Source organism: Methylobacterium radiodurans, from assembly GCF_003173735.1.
Classification (GTDB): Bacteria; Pseudomonadota; Alphaproteobacteria; order Rhizobiales; family Beijerinckiaceae; genus Methylobacterium; species Methylobacterium radiodurans.
On sequence record NZ_CP029551.1, the window covers coordinates 4,793,159 to 4,810,616 of the forward strand.

Consider the following 17,458-nt stretch of genomic DNA (forward strand, 5'->3'; position numbering starts at 1 on the left):
CTATCCCAGGGCCTGCTCGACCGCCTCGCCGCAGGCCTGCGTGCCGGCGTTTCCGCCGAGGTCGCGGGTGCGCAGCGTCCGCTCGGCCAGCACCCGCTCGATCCCGGACACGATCTCGGCGGCCGCGTCCCGCTCGCCCAGATGCTCCAGCATCATCGCGCCCGACCAGATCTGGCCGATCGGGTTGGCGATGCCCTGGCCGGCGATGTCGGGGGCTGAGCCGTGGACCGGCTCGAACACCGAGGGGAAGAGCCGCTCCGGGTTGATGTTGCCCGACGGCGCGATGCCGATCGTGCCGGTGCAGGCGGGGCCGAGATCGGAGAGGATGTCGCCGAAGAGGTTGGAGGCCACCACCACGTCGAACCGGTCCGGGTTCAGCACGAAATGCGCGGTGAGGATGTCGATGTGGTACTGGTCCCAGCGCACGTCCGGGTAGGACTCGGCCACGGCGCGGACCCGCTCGTCCCAGTACGGCATCGTGATCGAGATGCCGTTCGACTTCGTGGCCGAGGTCAGGTGCTTGTTCGGCCGCGACTGCGCCAGCTCGAAGGCGAAGCGCAGGACCCGGTCGGTGCCGTGCCGGGTGAAGACCGATTCCTGCACGGCGAACTCGCGCTCCGTGCCGGCGAACATCCGCCCGCCCGCGTTCGAGTACTCGCCCTCCGTGTTCTCGCGCACCACCCAGAAGTCGATGTCGCCGGGCTTGCGGTTCGCGAGCGGGCTCGGCACGCCCGGCATCAGGCGCACGGGGCGCAGGTTCACGTACTGGTCGAACTCGCGCCGGAACAGGATCAGCGAGCCCCAGAGCGAGATGTGGTCGGGGACGCGCTCGGGCATGCCGACCGCGCCGAAGAAGATCGCGTCGTGCGAGCCGATCTGCGCCTTCCAATCCTCGGGCATCATCCGCCCGTGACGCTCGTAGTAGTCGCAGGAGGCGAAGTCGAACCAGTCGAGCTGCAGCGCGAAGCCGTGGCGCTTGGCGGCGGCTTCGAGCACGCGGACACCTTCGGGCACGACTTCCTTGCCGATGCCGTCACCCGGGATCACCGCGATGCGGTGCTTGCGTGCGCTGCCCATGCCGTCCTCCAAAGCTTCTGGTTGCGCCCGCATTAGCCTGCGCGGCGCGCCGGTCAACGGGCGCGCGGCAAGCCGCGCTGACAATCAACCGGGTTCCCCGGCGATCGTGCGGCGCTGGCGCTCCAACTCGTCGCTGTAGCGCTTCAGCGTGTGGCTCTCGGTGAGCAGGCCGATCACCCGGCGCCGGTCGCCGCCCTCGACGACCGCGAGCGCCTCGCTCTCGCTGGCGTCGAAGGCCGCCGCCGCCTCCTTGGCGTTCATCTCGGGGGTCAGGAACTCGTCGGGGTGGCGCAGCACGTCCTTCAGCGTCACGCCGCGCCCGTCCGCGTCGCGCAGGGCTGCGTGGGCCTCGGGGACCAGCACGATCCCGGCATAGCGGTCCGCGCCGTCCACCACGATCACCCGCGAGGGCGAGCCGATCGGGTGCGCCCGCAGGAAGCTCGCCAGCGGCGTGTCGAGGGCGACGGGCCGGACGTCGCGCCGCATCAGGCGCCCGACCGTGAGATTGCGGATCCAGCCGACGTCGTGGGCGCTGCGGATGCTCTCGCCGCGCAGGTGGAAGCGCCAAGTGGCGAAGGAGTAGCCGAAGGTCTTGCGCACCGTGAGCGAGGAGGCCAGCACCGCGGCGAGCACGAGGCCGGTGATCGGCAGTGAGCCCGTGGCTTCCAGCGCCAGGAACGTCATGGTGAGCGGGCCGCCGATCACCGCGACAGCGAGCGCGCTCATGCCGATCACCGCGTAGGCGAGCGGTGTGAGGCCGAAGGCGGCGAGCGGGGGCACCAGCATCGGCGCCAGGATCGCGAAGAGCTTGCCGGCGAGCGCCCCGAGGAAGAGCGAGGCGAAGAACAGGCCGCCGCGGAACCCTGCGCCGATCGAGATCGCTGAGGCGACGGCCTTGGCCAGGAACAGGATCGCGAGCGCCCCGGCGTCGTAGCCCTGTCCGGCATCGGCGAAGTGCTGGTGCAGCGCCCCGTGGCCGCCGGAGAGCACCTGCGGCGAGGCCGCGAGCGCCAGCGCGCCGACGCAGAGGCCGCCGAGCGCGGGCGCCGCCGCCTGCGGGATCCGGCTCGCCTGGACCAGCCGCTCCACCAGGGTGACGCCCCGCATGATCAGGATGCCGAGGCCCGCGCAGGCGAGGCCGAGGGCGAGGCTCGGCAGGATCTCCGCGCTGGTGACCCGGGAGGTGACCACCGCCTGCATGTTGTCGAAGGCGACGAGCGGCTCGGCCGGCACGAGCGCCTGCGCGACGAGGCTGCCGCAGAGCGCGGCCACCACGACGGGCGTCAGCGTCGCGATGGCGTAGGTGCCGATGATCAGCTCGAAGGCGTAGAAGGCGCCGGTCAGCGGCGCCCCGAACGCCGCCGCGATGGCGGCCGCCGCCCCGCAGCCGACCAGGGTGCGCAGGTCCGCGCGCCGCATCTCGAAGCTGATCCCGAGGCGCGAGCTGATCCCGGCGCAGATCTGGGTGTAGCCGGCCTCCAGCCCGACCGAGGCGCCCGAGCCGTTCGAGATCACGTTCTGCAGGGCGACCCAGAGGCTGTCGCGCAGCGACATCCGGCCGCCGTGGAGGGCGTTGGCCTCGATCGGGTCGACCGCCGCCCGCCGCATCGCGCGCGCCCTGCCGACCAGGAGGACCAGGAGGCCGAGCGCCGCGCCGCCGAGGCAGGGCGCGAGCAGGAGCGCCAGCGGATCGATCCCGTCGCTCGCGCTGAGACGCGTCCCGGCCGGCAGCCGGTAGAGCAGCTCGCGCAGGCGCTGCGTGACGACGCTCATGCCGGAGACCGCGAGGCCGCTGACGCAGCCGGTCGCCGCCGCGAGCAGAACGAGGCCGGCCTCGCTGCGCCGAACGAAGGCGCGCAGGCGTTCCGGTGCCTGGATCCAGGCACGGCCGACGCGGCGGCCTTCACCGCCGCGCGGCGCCTTCGCGGGGGGAGCCGGCCGCGCCGGAGCCTCGGCGCCGGCGGCCGGCGCGCGTCTGCGGGTGCTGCGCTGGCTCACGCCTCCCTTCCTAGGGCGTCGGCGCGGACCGATCCACAGGGCCGCCGCGGTTCGCGCAACAATCCCGCTGCCGCTCCCGACAACCCGCTTGAAAAGCCCCGCCGCACGGGATAGATCGCAGCCAGTGCCGCCGTAGCTCAGTTGGTTAGAGCACCAGATTGTGGATCTGGGGGTCCCCCGTTCGAGCCGGGGCGGTGGTACCATCGAATTTGCCGAACGGTGCGAAGGAGTTGGCGGGCGCGCCGGCTCCTTCTTCTTTTGCGGTCTGACGACTGGACGATGGTTCTGGTCAGCGGAGCGGCGGTGCTGCCTGCCGGCAACCGAGGGCTGTCGGGCGGGTCGGTCTGCTCAAGCTCATCGAACGCCGATGCTTCGGACAGGCAGGGCCTGATGTCCTGACGCGCCGCATGATTCCTGCCGCCCGATCCACGGAAAGCGAGCAAGAACCGGCAAACCCTGCCTTTTGGCGGTCACCGCTCTGGTCCCCGCCGAGGTCTGGGAGACAGCGGTAACGATCTCGCGGGTCGCCGCTCCCTGCTGTTCGGCGGCCCCGGCGATGCTGCCCGCAGCCTCGTTGATCACCTGGATCGTGCTGATCGCGGCGATGGCCTCGACCGCCGCCTGCATCGTGCCCTCGATCGTCGCGATCTGGCCGTCGGTCGCCTGGGTGGTCTGGCCGGCGGGTTTCCCGACCTCGGCGGCGGCCACCGCGAAGCCGTGGCCGGCATCGCCGGCCCGCGCCGCCCCGATCGTCGCACTGAGGGCCAGCAGGGTGATCTGCGAGGCGATCGTCGAGATCATCTGCACGACGTCGCCGATCCGCACCGCCGCTGCGGAGAGGGCGGAGACGACGGCGGAGGCCGTGCCGGCCTCCGTCACGGCGTTCTGGACCAGATCGGACGAGTGAGGGACCTGCCGGCGGATCTCCTCCACCGAGACGCCGCGTTCCTCGGCCGCGCCCGAGCCGGAGAACACGTCGGTCGCCGCCCTCTCCGCGGCCGCGGCGACCGCCGTCGATTGTCCGGCAGTCTGGCTGGCGGAGACGGTCAGCGTCGGCGCGGTGGGCTGTATCCCGGTGGCCGATGCGGCGAGTGCCGTCGCGATGCCGCCGACAGCCGTCTCGAAATCGTTGGCGAGGCCGACCATCAGCATGTGGCGCTTCTGGGCGGGCTCCGCAGCACGGGCGTGCTGGGCGGCGAGCCGGCGGCGCATCTCGCACTGGTCGCGGAAGGCGCGCGCCATCGCACCGACCTCGTTGGTGCGGTCGGTGCAGGGGCTTTCGGCATCGTCGTTGCCGCGTGCCACCTGGTTCATCACGATGGTCAGCCGGCAGATCGAGCGGCTGACCCAGAGCAGGGCGAAGATACCCGAGTCGAACAAGATCGGCAGGAGGGGTATGCTGGAATGCCGCATTATTAGGGTGGCGCAGCTGGTTAGAGGCGCGTTTCAGACTTTAATTTCATTATATTTCTTATTGTTGTTGGTTTTTGTAAATATGATGGGTAATTTACACATCAGAATTCTGTACTATTGTCGCGCCCGTGCAAAGCCGCGCCTATGTTTTCCAATGTCGGCCGAATTATTTTTGAAAAACGGTGTAATATGGCTATTTTTCCAGCGTAGAATATCCGTTTTCTTGATAAGATTGTGCCTAAGATCGTGATTTGATCGGATTTATTGCGCTTGATCATCGCCGAGTGGTGGCTTTTCAGCTGTTGAAACTTAACCTGGGCTTCTGCGATCGCCTTCTCGGCTGCGGCCTGCTCCGCATCCGTCGTCAACATCAGATGCTCGGCCTCGCCGATGCGGATGTCGGCGAACACCGTGATGATCGCGTTGGCGGTGGGCGCGCTGGGTAGCACATACGCGTGCACAGCGATCCGCCCACCGCGGCGAGGGTAAGCCGGCCCGGGCCGACATAGCCCTCAGCCGATCCGGTTAGCTTGGTCAGAATGGACAATCCGCGCAACGGATTGCGCTACGAGATAATCAGTATGGTCTGTTTGGACCAGGCGAGTTGCATTGCTGCGAATAAGTTCTTGAAGTTTTCAAAATTCGACCAGAATGATTTCATAACAGGCTAAATCTCTCTGAAGGTTACTTATCCGATGATTGAATGTTTGTGTCGAGATCTGGCCTGACCCCCGGCCTGATCTCGTATCGATCTCGTATCGAAGGCAGGATCCTCGTATGAGGCCTCGAGGGGGAGGCCTGCCCCTGTACTGCGGGCATCCATGACGCGGCTGCGAGCCAGCCGCCGCTGGGTCGGTTTCACCCCTCCTCCCGTGCGACCCCGTCGCGGCCTGCTCGAACGCCCGCGGGTTCCCGCCGGACACGGGATCGTGAAGGGTAACCTCGGTTGCCCGGCGCGCAATATTCGAACAACGTGTCTTCTCGGGAACAGGCATGGAGAGCAGGTTTGCCGCTTTTCTTCTTCGATGTGCGCACGCCGCGGGGTGTCGAGCCGGACGACATCGGCTCTGAATTCGGCAGCGTCGAGGCCGCATATCTCGAAGCTTGCAAGGCGATCCCGGGAATGCTCGTGGATCTGCAGCGCGAAGGCGAGCACGCCCGCGATCTCGCCTTCGAAATCCGTGACGAGGCCGGTCGGGAGTTGTGGCAGATTCCGTTCAACGAGATCTACGACGCCCATGGGCGGCTGAGGCTGCGATCCGCGACGCGGTGACCTTCGAACGCGCGGGGGCGCGGTCGGCGGAACGGCCGCCCGCCGATGCCGGTTGTCCCGCCGAAGGAGTGTTCTCGATGATGCAGACCAGAACCGCATTTCTCCCCCTCCTCGCCGTCGGGATGGCACTGGGCTTCGGAGCGACCGCCGCGGAGGCCAAAGGCTGCCTGAAGGGCGCTGTGGTGGGCGGCGTCGCCGGCTACGCGGCTGGCCACGGTAAGGCGGGTGCCGCGGCCGGCTGCGCAATCGGCCACCACGAGGCTGGCAAGAAGGGCCGGCAGCCTGCGCAGAATGGCCAGCCTCAGGCGCAGTGAGCGTCACGCGCGCGGCCGATGCCCCGCTACTTCTTCCACACTCAGATCGGCGCGGACCGGGTCACAGACTCGGACGGCGTCGAGCTTTGCGATCCGGATGAGGCCTGGGAGACCGCCCGGGCCACGGCCCGCACCCTGATGGGCCGCGACCGGGCGAACCAGGCTCGGTTGATGACGGCGAGCCTCGTCGTCACCGACGAGGCCGGCGAGACCGTGCTGGAATTTCCCTTCGCCGAGGCCGTAACCCTGCCTCCGCTGAACGACGACATTCGGCACTAGCGGGCTCGGAGACCTGCGTATCCGAAGGATCCGGTCGGCGAAGCCTCGACAAAACGGCCGCGCTGCTCCATCTCTTCGGATGCGCGTGTCGCGCAACATCGATTCTTGAGAGACAAATCCCCAAGATGTCACGCAATCGCGTGCGGCGGTCCTTTACCGTCGAGACGAAAGCACGCGGCCGCCAGGCGCCCGCGATCCTCCCCGTGCGTGCGCCGCTGCTCGAGCAGCCCTCCATCGCCTTCCCGAGCCTTGAGGCCGCCGCGCTCTTCGGCGGGGAGCCCGCCAAGCGGGTCGAGGACGGCGCGGCGCCAGCCGGCCGGCCGGCGCCGCGCCGCATCCTGCCGAGTCTGATCGAGCCGCCCGCTCCCGTGCTGGAGGAAGAGGCCGAGCCGGCAGCGCGCGAGGCGCGGCTGCCGCGGGTGCGCCGGGTCAAGCTTCCGCGCGCCGCCGCGGCACCGGCGCGCGCCGAGTCCTCCGCGATGCAAGCCGACCCGGCGCACGCCGAACGCGTCTCAACCCTGCCGGCGCCGGCCAAGCCGAAGTCGGCCGATCCCGCGGAGCCCGCCCGGCGAACCATCCGGCGGTCCGAGAAGGTTCTGCCGCTCGGCGAGCGCTGGAAACGCCGTCTGCCGCGGGTCTGCTGGTAGGCCGGAGGCTCAGGGCGTCTCGACGCGCTCGATGTCGAGTGAGAGATGCGCCCGCAGGATCACCTCGCGCCGGTCGTTCCGAACCACCGCCAGATAGTCCTGGCGATCCGGACCGGGCATGAGGCCCTGGGCAATTTTCGCCATGATCCGGACCAGCTTGGCCCTGACGTCCGCTTCGTCCGCGAGGTCGAAGCCGACGCCGTCGCGCACGAAGTTTGCGCCGTCGTGCAGGTCGATGAAGAACCGAGCCATCGTGTCCGCGCCAGTGTGGGATATTTTCCCACGTCATTAGGGCATGTGCGGCGCATCGTGCAAGGTTTCGAGCGCTGCCGCGGGGATCGGTCGCGGCCGAACTCAGTCCTCGTCCGCCTCGTTCCGCTTCAAGGCCCGGATCAGGTCGCGCGCCGCCGCGCGCAGGTCAGGTCCATCCACGGAGCGGAGCAGTGCGAGCAGGTCGGCGAGTTCGTCGACGGCAAGGTCCTGGTCCACGCGCTTCCGGATCTCGCCGTCGAAGAAGATTACCGGATCGACCCGCAGGATCACCGCGATCTCGGCCAGAAGTGACGCCGTGCGTCCGAATGCGGGGCCCGCCTGCGGATCGCCTTCCGAGACGTGTTCCACGCGCAGTCCCCTCTCACCATTGCCACCGGGCCGCTGGCTATAGCGGAAACGCGAATTCTCGTCCTATAGATTTGTCGGTCGGGGACTTCGTGTCCTGAACCTCGCGCGGTCCGGCATGCTGCCCAAGCTCATCGATCACACCTACGACCTGTTCCGCACCTTCGACCGGGCGGGCAGCGTGGAGGATCTGAACGCCTGCCTCCTGCGGGCGGTGGGGCGCTTCGGCGTCGAGAGCACCTTCGCGGGCGTCATCCCGCTGCCCGGCTCCGGCCGCAGCGCGCAGGCCGCCCACGTCCTGATCGACCGGACGCCGCCGGGATGGAGCGAGCGCTATTTCCGGGCCGGTCACCTCGACCGGGATCCGACGATCCGGCGCCTCACCACGGAAGCTACGCCGTTTCTCTGGTCTGAGATCGAGCCGCTCTACCGGGAGGATCCGGCCGCGCGCCGGGTGATGGACGAGGCCGGCGATTTCCGGCTGCGGCAGGGTTTCACCGTGCCCCTCGTCACCCTCGACGGTCGGGTCGCGGGCTTCAGCTTCGGCGCCGAGCGGCTCGATCTCTCGCCGGAGTTGCGCGGGATGCTGCACCTGATCGCATCCTACGTCTTCGGCCGCTCGCTGATCCTCAGCCATACGCCAGTCCAGGATGACCGTGCGGCCGTCCGCCTGACGCCGCGCGAGCGCGAGGCCCTGCAATGGGCCGCCGCGGGCAAGAGCGAGTGGGAGATCGGCGCCCTGATGTCGATCTCTGAGCACGGGGCCGAGAAGCACCTGCGCTCGGTTCACCGCAAGCTCGGCGCCGGCAGCCGCACGCAGGCCGTCGCCGAGGCGCTGCGGCGGGGTTTGATAACCTAGAGTTATCCTCTGTGCCGACGTCAGCGCAACGCCGCGCCGCGCGCTGGCCGTGTTCTCCGTTTAGGATCAGGTACCCAGCGGCGGCGGAATGGTACGCGATCGCGGACTGTAAGGTTTCTTCCAGGTTGCGGATAACGGCGATCATCCATCGCGGAGATCGTCATGATCCACATCGTCACGGCCGAGAACGCGCCGCGCTACGCGGAGGCCCTGGAGCAGGCTTGGCGCCTGCGTCACCGGGTCTTCGTCGAGGAGAAGGGCTGGTCCGACCTCGCGCGGCCCGACGGGCGTGAGATCGACGGCTTCGACGACGCCCACGCCCTCCACATGCTGGCGATCGAGGCGGGCACCGTCGTCGGCTACCAGCGCATGCTGCCGACCACCCGTCCTTACCTCCTCACCGAGGTGCTCTCCGAACTCTGCGAGGTCGAGCCGCCGCGCAGCCCCCATGTCTGGGAATGGACCCGCTACGCCGTCGAGCGCGGGCACCGTGACCGGGGCCGCATCCTCAGCCCCGTGGGCAGCGCCCTGCTCACCGGTATCGTCGAGTGGGGCCTCGAATCCGGCGTGGACGCCATCGTCATCGAGATGAACCCGCTCTGGCTGCTGCGCCTCGTGCAGCTCCATTTCCGGGTGACGCCGCTCGGCCTGCCCCGCCCGATCGCCGGCGAGGAGACGGTCGCGGTGAGCGCTGCCTTCGACGAGCGCACCTTGGCCCGCCTGCGCGCGACCCGCGGCGACGACGCCACCGTCCTCAGCGCGCGGCCCGGCCGCCCGCTGCGCCTCGCGAGCTGAAGAACCGATCCGGGAGAGACTCCATGCGCAAGCTCCAGTCCGACATCGACGCCCTTCCGTTGGGCCCTGACCCGGTCGCCCTCGCGGATCCGGACACGCTGGCGGCCCTGCGCCGCCTCGCCGAGATCTGCATCGAGGCGCACGGCATCGTCGCCCGCGAGGGGCCGGCGGAGATCCGCGAGCCGCTGGAGGCGCTGCTCGGCCGGATCGGACACCAGCTGTCCGGCGACGCGGCCTCCGAGGAGACGGGCACCGGGCGCTGAGCGGTCCGGCGCCCGCCGGGCGCGGCACAGCCCGGCGAGAGGGGACGAAACGCTCTGGTAACGGTGAGCGCGCGAGGGTGTGGATCTGTCCAGTACCCTCCGGGATCCGAGCATGATGACGAAGGACCAGCTCGCCGCCGAGCTGAAGCGCATCGCCACCGCGCAGATCAGCGACATCACCCGCGCGGTCAAGGAAGGCCAGAAGTCGATCGCGCTCAACGAGGTGCGCGACATGGCCCACCGCCTCAACCTCCTGGCCGACGCCTTCCACCCGCGCCCCGTGCAGGCTCACCTGCAAACGCAGTCCCAGCCCCAGTCGGGCGAGCCCGCCGAGACGCCGCAGGCCGCCTGACCCTTCACCCACCCCGCAGGGCGGGTGCGGAGTCGCGTCCCGCCGGCATGAACAGGGAGCGCCTGATCATGATCCGCGTATTCTTCAATATCCGGCTCGACGATGCCTACCTGCCGGAGCGCACCGGACAGTGGGTGGAGGACGAGGCCGAGGCGCGCGACCTCGCGCGCATCATCGTCCGCCGGCTGGTGGCCGATCACGGGGGCGAGCCGCGGCTGCTCAACGCCGAGCTGGCCGTGACCGTCGATGGCGGCGCGAGCCTGTTCGACGTCTCGTTCTTCGAAGCCCTCTACGTGCCGGTGTCCGCGCCCGCGCCGGCCGCACCCTTGCGCCGGGCCGAGGCGATCCGGCCGCCCGCGCGCCTCGTCCAGCTCGTCGCGCCCTGGCGGGCTCAGGCCCTCACCCTGGCGTCGGTCTGGCGCAGACGCCTCGCCGGGCTGCCCGCACTCCTCTCCGGCCGGCAGCGCTCCGCTCCGCGCCCACGCTTCCGCCTGGGTTTCGTGCAGGGGGGCTGATTCCGGCTCCTCGAACGGTGCGCTGCCGTCCGGTACGCGCCGTCGAGATCCGTTTTCCTCCAGGGCCAGAGGCGGCGCGGCCAGCCTCTTCTGCCTGTCCCTCAGCCAAAAAGGTCCACCGTCGTGAAGCCGCGCGCCGCCAAGCGCTCGGCCAGCACGCGGCGGTGGCAGCGCTCCGGATCGCGCTCGAAGCAGAGCAGGCAGGTCGGCGCGCCCGCCGCCATCTCGGCGAGCGCGTCGAGGGCAAGGCCGCCATCAGCGGTGTCGAGCACCGCCTCGCAGTAGATCCGGCGCATCAGCCCCGCATCGTGGGCGCGCGCCGCCTCGCGGCCGGCCTTCGGCGTGCCGAGCGGGCGCAGATGCGCGTAGCCGATCCCCTTCTCCTCGACGCCGGCCTTGAGGGCGAACTTCGAGAAGCCGCGCTTGCGCGAGTTCGCCACCGCCCGCACGTCGGCGAGCAGCCCCACGCCGGCGTCGCGCAGAGCCGCGGTGAGGCGCTCGGGATCGAGGCCTTCGTAGCCTATGGTGAACAGAGTCTTACCCAAGCGAGCGATCCGAAGAGGCGTTGCGGGCAAGGTACTTAGGGCGACGGAGCGCGTCGCGCAAAGCGTCACGGCGGCGTCTATGTGCCCGGCCCGCCACGCGTTCCGGAATTCCGCCGCATTGCCCGCAAAGTTCTGTTAACCGCCAGAAGGGCATCGAATACCCCTCTGATTGGCGCATGAGGCGGGTGCGGGGCATCGATGTCGCTGAGGATTGGATCTCTCCTGACGTCGCCCCGGCTTGCGCGCGGCCGCATCGCCGGTCTCGCCCGCCGGGCCATCGCCGTGGCGGCGCTCGCCGGCCTCGCCGCCTGCGCCCAGAACAGCGACTTCTACCCGACCAAGGGCGACGTGAAGCCCCACCCGGGCGTGGCGCGGGCCAAGCGCCACCCGATCCAGGGTATCGACATCTCCAAGTGGCAGGGCCCGATCGACTGGGCCTCGGTGCGCGCCGCGGGCACCCAGTTCGCCTTCATCAAGGCGACAGAGGGCGGCGACCACGTCGATGAGCGTTTCCGCGAGAATTGGGAGGGCGCGGGCCGCGCCGGGGTGCCGCGGGGCGCCTACCACTTCGTGTTCTGGTGCCGCTCGGCCAAGGACCAGATGGACTGGTTCAAGCGCAACGTGCCGAACGACCCGACCGCCCTGCCGCCGGTGCTCGACGTCGAGTGGAACGGCCACTCGCAGACCTGCCCGAAGAAGCTCCCGAAGGAGCAGGCGCTGGCGATGACCCGCTACATGCTGGAGGAGATGGAGCGCTACACCGGCAAGCGCCCGATCATCTACACCGACATCACCTTCCACAAGGATGTGCTGGAAGGCGAGTTGCCGGATTACCCGCACTGGCTGCGCTCGACCGCCGCGGAGCCCGAGCAGCGCTTCGCCAACCGCCGCTGGATGCTCTGGCAGTTCACCTCGACGGGCCGGGTTCCGGGCGTGCGCGGCGACGTGGATCGCAACGCTTTCTACGGCACTCAGGCGGAATGGGCCTCGTTCCTCTCGACGGATTGCGACCCGCGCGACCATCACCGCCTGTCCTCGCAGGGGCTCTGCTCGGGAAAGTGAGTGGGCTCGGGTGGCTCGCCCGAACACCGCCTGCAACGACAAATGACGATGCGGGAAAGAAAACTCGGGATGTGTTCACGGTCTGTCTAGAAGCAGACAGATTTCGCGCAATCGATGTTGTAGGAGAGTCGGCACTCTCCCACCAGACATAAGCTATGCCGGCAGCGCCCGTTTCCTCGTTCGAGGGCAATCACCTTCTCAAGGCGCTGAGCGATGCGGACCGCGGTCTCGTCGTACCACATCTGGAGACCGTGACGGTCGGGCGAGGCGAGATTCTCTTCGAGGCCGGAAGCGAGGTCCAGACGATCATCTTCCCATGCGAGCAGACGGTGGTCTCGCTCCTGATAACCATGCAGGACGGACGTCGCGCCGAGACCGCCACGATCGGGCGCGAGGGCGCGGTCGGCGGTATCGTCAGCAACGGCCGCATCCCGGCCTCGACCCAGGCGGTGGTCCAGATCGGCGGACGCATCCTGCGGATCGATTCCGTGCGCCTTCAGGATGCCAAGCGCCGCTCCGCCACCCTGCGCGACCTCCTGAGCCGCTACGGCGACTGCCTGCTCGCCCAGGTCCTACAATCCGTCGCCTGCAACGCCCTGCATCCGATCGAGCAGCGCTGCCTGCGCTGGCTCCTCACCCTCCAGGACCGGCTCGGTACCGACGAGTTGCCGGTCACGCACGAGGTGCTGGCCGCGATGCTCGGCGTGCAGCGCACATACCTGACCCGGGTGCTCAGTGCGCTGCAGGCACAGGGGCTGATCCGGGTGGGGCGCGGGCGCATCCAGGTGCTCGGCCGCCCCGAGATGGAGGCCGGCGCCTGCGAGTGCCACGCGGTGGTGCGCCAGCACTACGAGGCGGTGCTTGGGGGAATCCTGCCGGGTTTCGCGCGCTGACGGTGATGCCGCGTCCGCGAACCCGCCCCTTGACCGGACGGTTGCGCCCGTTAAGGCATCGCGGCCAGTCCGGCTCCCGCGACATCGCGCGGGACGAGGACCCGCCGTCCCGACCGGACCGATGACCGACCGCCCAGCCGACGATGCCCGCGAGACCGGGCGCCTCGACAGCCCGGACCCGCGCCTCGTGCGCCTGGGCGAGAGCGCGCTCCTCATGCGCCTCGCCCTCGATGCCGGCGATATCGGGATCTGGGCCTATGATCCCGTGGCGGACCGGCTCGAATGGGACGGGCGGACCCGCGCCCTGTTCGGACTCGGCCCGGACGAGCCGCCGAGCCACGCGGGCACCTTCCTGCCGCTCCTGCATCCGCAGGACCGCGACGCCGTGGACGCCGCGTTCCGGCAGGCTCTGCGACCGGACGGGCCGGGCCTGCTCGACGTCGAGTGCCGCGTCCGCCCCCCGGGCGCCGGAGGGTCGGAGGACGTGCAGCGCTGGCTGGCGGTCCGGGGCCGGCACGTGGTCGCGGGCGGCCGCACGACCCAAATCGTCGGCACGGTGCGCGACATCTCCCGCCGCATGCGGGCCGCGCGCGCCGAGGAGGCTGTGCGCGAGCGCTACCGGCTCGTCACCCGCGCCACCAACGACGCGATCTGGGACTGGAATCTCGCTACCGACGTGGTCGAGTGGAACGAGGCGCTGACCAGCGCCTACGGCTGGGAGCCGCACCGGGTCGAGCCGACCGGCGCCTGGTGGCTCGCCCAGATCCACCCGGCCGACCGCGACCGGGTGGAGGAGGACATCCGCGCCGTGATCGCCGGGAGCGCCGCCGAGTGGCGCCACGAGTACCGCTTCCGGCGCGGGGACGGGTCCTGCGCGGAGGTGCTCGACCGCGGCTACATGGTCCGGGACGCCGAGGGGCGCCCGCTGCGCATCATCGGCGCGATGCTCGACGTGACCGAGCGCAACCGGAGCGAGGCGCAGTTCCGCGCGATCTTCGAGGGCGCCAATCTCGGCATCGTCCAGCTCGATCCCCGCAGCCTCACGGTGCTGCGGGTCAACCCGAAGCTCTGCGCGCTCTGGGGGGCGCCCGCCGAGGCGATCGTCGGCCGCTCCGTCGCGGTCTGGACCCCTGAGGAGGATGCCGAGGCCCGGGACCGGCTGCATCGCCGCCTCGCCGGGGGCGAGATCCTGCAGGAGACCCTGGAGAAGCGCTACCGGCGGGCGGACGGGCGGATCATCTGGGCGCGGGTCAACCTCGTCTCGCAGGTGTTCGGCGACGATATCCTGACCACCGCGATGATTGAGGACATCACGCAGGAGCGCCTGGACGCGGCGCGCCGGCAGGCGCTGGTCGAGATCGGCGATGCCCTGCGCGCGGCGCGCGGGCGCGGGGCTGTGCTGGCGGCGGCGGTCTCGGTGATCGGTCGGGCCCTTCAGGCGCGCTGGGCCGGCTTCAGCAGCCTCGACGGGGCGGCGGGCCTCGCGCCGGCCGAGGCGCTCTGGCACCGGCCGGGGGAGGCCCACCCCGGGGTCCTCGGCGCCGGGCTCCGCTGCCCCGCCGCCGTCGCGCTCCTGCGCGTGGGCGCGCGCCTCGCGGTGGCCGACATCGCGCACGATCCGCGGGTGGCGGACGACGCGCCGGCCTTCGCGGCGCTCGGCACCCGCGCGGCGATCCTGGTGCCGGTGGGCGCGCACGGGCGTGTCGTCAGCGTGCTCGGCGTCCATGAGGCGGCGCCCCGCACCTGGACGCCCGACGAGATCGACTTCGTGCGCGAGGTTGCCGAGCGCGTCCGCGACGGGCTCGGCCGCATGCAGGCCGAGGACCAGCAATCCCTGCGCAACCGGGAGCTCAGCCACCGGCTCAAGAACACCCTGGCGATGGTGCAGGCCATCGTCTCGCAGACCCTGCGCGACGTGCAGGATCTCGAGGTGGCCAAGGAGGCCCTGGCCGCCCGCCTCGTCGCGCTCGGTAAGGCGCACGACATCCTGCTCACGGGCGATTCCGAGGGTGCCGCGATGGCGGCGGTGATCGCGGGCGCGCTCGCGCTCCACGATGACGGTCGGCCCGGACGTTTCGCGCTGAGCGGGCCGCCGGTGGCGGTCGGGCCGCGGGCCGCCCTGTCGCTCGCGCTGATGATCCACGAGCTCGCCACCAACGCGGCGAAGTACGGCGCCCTGTCCCTGCCCGACGGCCGGATCGCGGTCGCGTGGTCGGTCGTGCCGGACGGGGCGGACGCAACCGTCAATCTCGCCTGGACGGAGCGGGGCGGACCGCCCGTCGTTCCACCCGCGCATCGCGGTTTCGGCTCGCGGCTGATCGAGCGGGGGCTCGCCGGCGCGGTCGGCGGCGCGGTGAGCCTCGACTACGCGCCCGAGGGGCTGGCCTGCCGGGTCGCCGCCCCCCTCAGCGGCTTCCAGGCCGCCGAGTAGGCGCGCGCCGACCTCGGACCTTATCGGACTTCTGAAGAACGGCTCAGGCCGCCCGCACGGTCGCCAGAAACCCGCCGACCGCTGCCCGCAGGTCGCTCGCCTGCCGGGAGAGTTCGGCGGAGGCGGCGAGCACCTGGGCCGAGCCTGCGCTCGCGGTCGCCGCCGTCTCGCTGACGCCGGCGATATGGGAGGAGACGGTGCGGCTCCCCTGCGAGGCCTGCGCGGTGGTGCGGGCGATCTCGACGGTCGCGGCCCCCTGCTCCTCGACGGCCGCCGCGATGTCGCCGCCGATCCGCGAGAGGCGATGAATGACCCCGTTGATGCCGCCGATCGCCGCGACCGAGGCGTCCGTGGAACTGGTGATCTCCGAGACCTTCGCGCCGATCTCGGCGGTCGCCCGCGCGGTCTGGCCCGCGAGGTTCTTCACCTCGGCCGCCACCACCGCGAAGCCGCGACCGGCCTCGCCCGCGCGCGCCGCCTCGATCGTCGCGTTGAGCGCCAGCAGGTTGGTCTGGTCGGCGATCTCCGAGATCAGGCCGACGATCTGGCCGATGCTGCCCGCGGCGTGCGCGAGGCGCTGGACCTCGCCGGACATCGCGGCGGCGTCGCGCTCGGCCTCGGCCGAGAGGCCCGCCGAGGTGGAGGCCTGGGCGGCGATCTCGCGCACGGAGGCGGACAGCTCCTCGGTCGCGGCCGCGACGGTGTCGGCCGACAGCGCCGCCTCCTGCGAGGCGCTGGCGACCTGGCGGCTCAGCGCGGTTGTCTCCTGAGCGGCCTGCGCCATCGCGGTGGCGGCGGTCTGCAACTGGCCCGCGGCCTCCGACACGGCCCCGACGATGCCGCCGACCTGTGCCTCGAAGCCGTCGGCGATGTCGAGCACGGCCCGCCGCTGCGCCGCCGCGGTCTCCGCCGCGCTCCGCTCCCGCTCCGCTCGGTGGGCGCGGCCCTCGGCCACGCTCGCTCGGAACGCCTCGGCGGCCAGCGAGAGGGCGCGGACCTCGCGCGGGCCGCCCTGCGGGATCGTCACGTCCTCCTCGCCGCGCCCGATCGCGCCGAGCACCGTCGCCATCCGGGTCAGCGGCCGGGCGATGGCGCTGCCGAGGCCGAGCGCGAGCCCGGCGGAGAGCGCTAGGGTGGCGAGCCCGGCTGCGAGCCAGAGGGCGAGCGCCTGGTCGGCCCCGGCCCGGATCGCGTCCGCTGCCGCGACGAGTTCGGCGCTCAGGCGGTCCTCGACGCCCTTGAGCCCGTCGATGCGCTGCGTCGACAGACCGAACCAGTGCGGCGCGTCGCGGAAGGCCAGGGCCTCGCCCGGCGCCGTGTCGAGGGCGAGCCGGCGCAGGCGCACCACCTCGCGCGCCGGCGCGGTCGCCTCCACGGCGTCGAGGAGGGCCGCCTGCTCGGGCGTCGCGCCGGCCCGGAACTGGGCCTCGGCCCCCGTCTGGCCGGCGCCGAGCGCGGCGAGGCGCACCAGCCCCGCCTGGTCGAGCCGCCCGGCCGCGAAGGCGGCGGAGGCCGCCGCCCGCTCCTGGCCGGCATTCTCCTTGAGGATGAGGAAGGCCGCGTAGGCCGCCGCGCGGCCGGCGATGCTCGCCTCGCTCACGAGGCCCGCCATCCCGCGCACGATCCCGAGCCCCTCGCTGATCGCACCGGTGTAGAAGGCGACGGCCTGCGGCGGGGAGAGCCCGAGCCCGTCCACGCTCCGCCGATGGGCCGCGATCCCGCCGAGCGATTGCGCGAAGCGCGCGCCCCGCCCGCCGAGGATCGGGTCGTTCGCCGCCTCGGCGAGCCCGGTCAGGGCCGCGTCGGTCCGCGCGCGCTGGGCGGCGAGTTCCGCGCCGAACTGCGCGCCCTTCGAGCCGACGAACAGGCTGGACGCACCCCGCTCCCGCTGCGCCTCGTGCACGAAGGCGCTGATGCGGGTCGCGAGCCCGGCCAGATCCGCGATCCGCGCCATCTCGGTCCGCTGCTCCGCCCGCTCGGACACCGTGATCGCCGTCACAGCCCCGAAGGCGAGGCAGGGCGCGAGCGCCACCGCGACGATGCGCCCGCGCAGAGACGCCAGAAAACCCCCAGTCATGGCCCTTTCGCCTTTTTTCGCTTTCCTCTTTCGCTAAGCTCTGCAGC

The 17,458-nt window shown here is 70.9% G+C and carries 20 protein-coding genes and 1 tRNA gene; 13 read left to right on the top strand and 8 right to left on the bottom strand.

Annotated features, from left to right (window positions below; genetic code table 11):
• Together DK427_RS22515 and DK427_RS22520 are read right to left on the bottom strand one after the other, a co-directional pair.
• On the bottom strand, nucleotides 1–1,077 hold the full coding sequence (locus DK427_RS22515; RefSeq protein WP_109953324.1) for a tartrate dehydrogenase: 1,077 nt from the start codon (nucleotides 1,075–1,077) through the stop codon (nucleotides 1–3).
• Between the two features lie 84 nt (nucleotides 1,078–1,161).
• Entirely contained in the window at nucleotides 1,162–2,850 is a 1,689-nt protein-coding gene (locus DK427_RS22520) for a chloride channel protein (protein WP_245931089.1), read from the bottom strand.
• A 351-nt stretch (nucleotides 2,851–3,201) separates the two neighbouring features.
• On the opposite strand from DK427_RS22520, the gene DK427_RS22525 reads away from it, so the two are divergent.
• Nucleotides 3,202–3,278 (top strand) — tRNA-His (locus tag DK427_RS22525).
• Between the two features lie 151 nt (nucleotides 3,279–3,429).
• Here the strand turns inward: DK427_RS22525 and DK427_RS22530 are convergent.
• Both DK427_RS22530 and DK427_RS26530 read right to left on the bottom strand, forming a co-directional pair.
• The gene (locus DK427_RS22530) at nucleotides 3,430–4,455 is read right to left on the bottom strand and encodes a methyl-accepting chemotaxis protein (RefSeq protein ID WP_162559875.1); all 1,026 of its coding nucleotides are present in this window, start codon (nucleotides 4,453–4,455) and stop codon (nucleotides 3,430–3,432) included.
• A 134-nt stretch (nucleotides 4,456–4,589) separates the two neighbouring features.
• Complete coding sequence (locus DK427_RS26530) at nucleotides 4,590–4,898, bottom strand: hypothetical protein (RefSeq protein WP_162559876.1); 309 nt, start codon at nucleotides 4,896–4,898, stop codon at nucleotides 4,590–4,592.
• Between the two features lie 596 nt (nucleotides 4,899–5,494).
• On the opposite strand from DK427_RS26530, the gene DK427_RS22535 reads away from it, so the two are divergent.
• The 4 genes from DK427_RS22535 to DK427_RS22550 all read left to right on the top strand — a co-directional run bounded on the left by DK427_RS22535 (nucleotide 5,495) and on the right by DK427_RS22550 (nucleotide 7,001).
• Nucleotides 5,495–5,761 carry a DUF6894 family protein gene (locus tag DK427_RS22535; protein WP_109953327.1) on the top strand — a complete coding sequence of 89 codons (267 nt, stop codon included), beginning with the start codon at nucleotides 5,495–5,497 and terminating at the stop codon, nucleotides 5,759–5,761.
• A gap of 80 nt (nucleotides 5,762–5,841) precedes the next feature.
• Entirely contained in the window at nucleotides 5,842–6,075 is a 234-nt protein-coding gene (locus DK427_RS22540) for a hypothetical protein (RefSeq protein ID WP_109954327.1), read from the top strand.
• A gap of 18 nt (nucleotides 6,076–6,093) precedes the next feature.
• The gene (locus DK427_RS22545; RefSeq protein WP_109953328.1) at nucleotides 6,094–6,354 is read left to right on the top strand and encodes a DUF6894 family protein; all 261 of its coding nucleotides are present in this window, start codon (nucleotides 6,094–6,096) and stop codon (nucleotides 6,352–6,354) included.
• Nucleotides 6,355–6,479: 125 nt separating this feature from the next.
• On the top strand, nucleotides 6,480–7,001 hold the full coding sequence (locus tag DK427_RS22550) for a DNA-binding protein (RefSeq protein WP_162559877.1): 522 nt from the start codon (nucleotides 6,480–6,482) through the stop codon (nucleotides 6,999–7,001).
• Nucleotides 7,002–7,010: 9 nt separating this feature from the next.
• On the opposite strand, the gene DK427_RS22555 is transcribed toward DK427_RS22550, so the two are convergent.
• Nucleotides 7,011–7,253, bottom strand: a complete 243-nt coding sequence (locus tag DK427_RS22555) for a DUF6894 family protein (protein ID WP_109953330.1) — start codon at nucleotides 7,251–7,253, stop codon at nucleotides 7,011–7,013.
• 102 nt (nucleotides 7,254–7,355) lie between these two features.
• Complete coding sequence (locus DK427_RS22560; protein WP_109953331.1) at nucleotides 7,356–7,622, bottom strand: hypothetical protein; 267 nt, start codon at nucleotides 7,620–7,622, stop codon at nucleotides 7,356–7,358.
• Nucleotides 7,623–7,737: 115 nt separating this feature from the next.
• Between DK427_RS22560 and DK427_RS22565 the strand changes: the two genes are divergently transcribed.
• The 5 genes from DK427_RS22565 (at nucleotide 7,738) to DK427_RS22585 (ending at nucleotide 10,403) form a co-directional block, all read left to right on the top strand.
• Nucleotides 7,738–8,478 (top strand): autoinducer binding domain-containing protein, encoded by a 741-nt coding sequence (locus DK427_RS22565; RefSeq protein WP_109953332.1) that lies wholly within the window; start codon nucleotides 7,738–7,740, stop codon nucleotides 8,476–8,478.
• Between the two features lie 162 nt (nucleotides 8,479–8,640).
• Complete coding sequence (locus DK427_RS22570) at nucleotides 8,641–9,273, top strand: acyl-homoserine-lactone synthase (RefSeq protein ID WP_109953333.1); 633 nt, start codon at nucleotides 8,641–8,643, stop codon at nucleotides 9,271–9,273.
• A 23-nt stretch (nucleotides 9,274–9,296) separates the two neighbouring features.
• Nucleotides 9,297–9,536, top strand: coding sequence for a hypothetical protein (locus DK427_RS22575; RefSeq protein ID WP_109953334.1), 240 nt, complete (start codon nucleotides 9,297–9,299; stop codon nucleotides 9,534–9,536).
• 112 nt (nucleotides 9,537–9,648) lie between these two features.
• Nucleotides 9,649–9,888 carry a hypothetical protein gene (locus DK427_RS22580; RefSeq protein WP_109953335.1) on the top strand — a complete coding sequence of 80 codons (240 nt, stop codon included), beginning with the start codon at nucleotides 9,649–9,651 and terminating at the stop codon, nucleotides 9,886–9,888.
• 68 nt (nucleotides 9,889–9,956) lie between these two features.
• Nucleotides 9,957–10,403 (top strand): DUF6894 family protein, encoded by a 447-nt coding sequence (locus DK427_RS22585; protein WP_204165215.1) that lies wholly within the window; start codon nucleotides 9,957–9,959, stop codon nucleotides 10,401–10,403.
• Nucleotides 10,404–10,504: 101 nt separating this feature from the next.
• Here the strand turns inward: DK427_RS22585 and DK427_RS22590 are convergent, their stop codons facing one another.
• Nucleotides 10,505–10,948 (bottom strand): DUF488 domain-containing protein, encoded by a 444-nt coding sequence (locus tag DK427_RS22590; protein ID WP_109953336.1) that lies wholly within the window; start codon nucleotides 10,946–10,948, stop codon nucleotides 10,505–10,507.
• A gap of 198 nt (nucleotides 10,949–11,146) precedes the next feature.
• On the opposite strand from DK427_RS22590, the gene DK427_RS22595 reads away from it, so the two are divergent.
• From DK427_RS22595 to DK427_RS22605, 3 genes are all read left to right on the top strand, one after another.
• Nucleotides 11,147–12,010 carry a glycoside hydrolase family 25 protein gene (locus DK427_RS22595; RefSeq protein ID WP_109953337.1) on the top strand — a complete coding sequence of 288 codons (864 nt, stop codon included), beginning with the start codon at nucleotides 11,147–11,149 and terminating at the stop codon, nucleotides 12,008–12,010.
• A 155-nt stretch (nucleotides 12,011–12,165) separates the two neighbouring features.
• Complete coding sequence (locus tag DK427_RS22600) at nucleotides 12,166–12,903, top strand: Crp/Fnr family transcriptional regulator (protein ID WP_109953338.1); 738 nt, start codon at nucleotides 12,166–12,168, stop codon at nucleotides 12,901–12,903.
• A gap of 121 nt (nucleotides 12,904–13,024) precedes the next feature.
• Entirely contained in the window at nucleotides 13,025–15,334 is a 2,310-nt protein-coding gene (locus DK427_RS22605; RefSeq protein ID WP_109953339.1) for a PAS domain-containing sensor histidine kinase, read from the top strand.
• Between the two features lie 43 nt (nucleotides 15,335–15,377).
• On the opposite strand, the gene DK427_RS22610 is transcribed toward DK427_RS22605, so the two are convergent.
• Nucleotides 15,378–17,411, bottom strand: coding sequence for a methyl-accepting chemotaxis protein (locus tag DK427_RS22610; protein ID WP_109953340.1), 2,034 nt, complete (start codon nucleotides 17,409–17,411; stop codon nucleotides 15,378–15,380).
• Nucleotides 17,412–17,458: the final 47 nt, after the last annotated feature.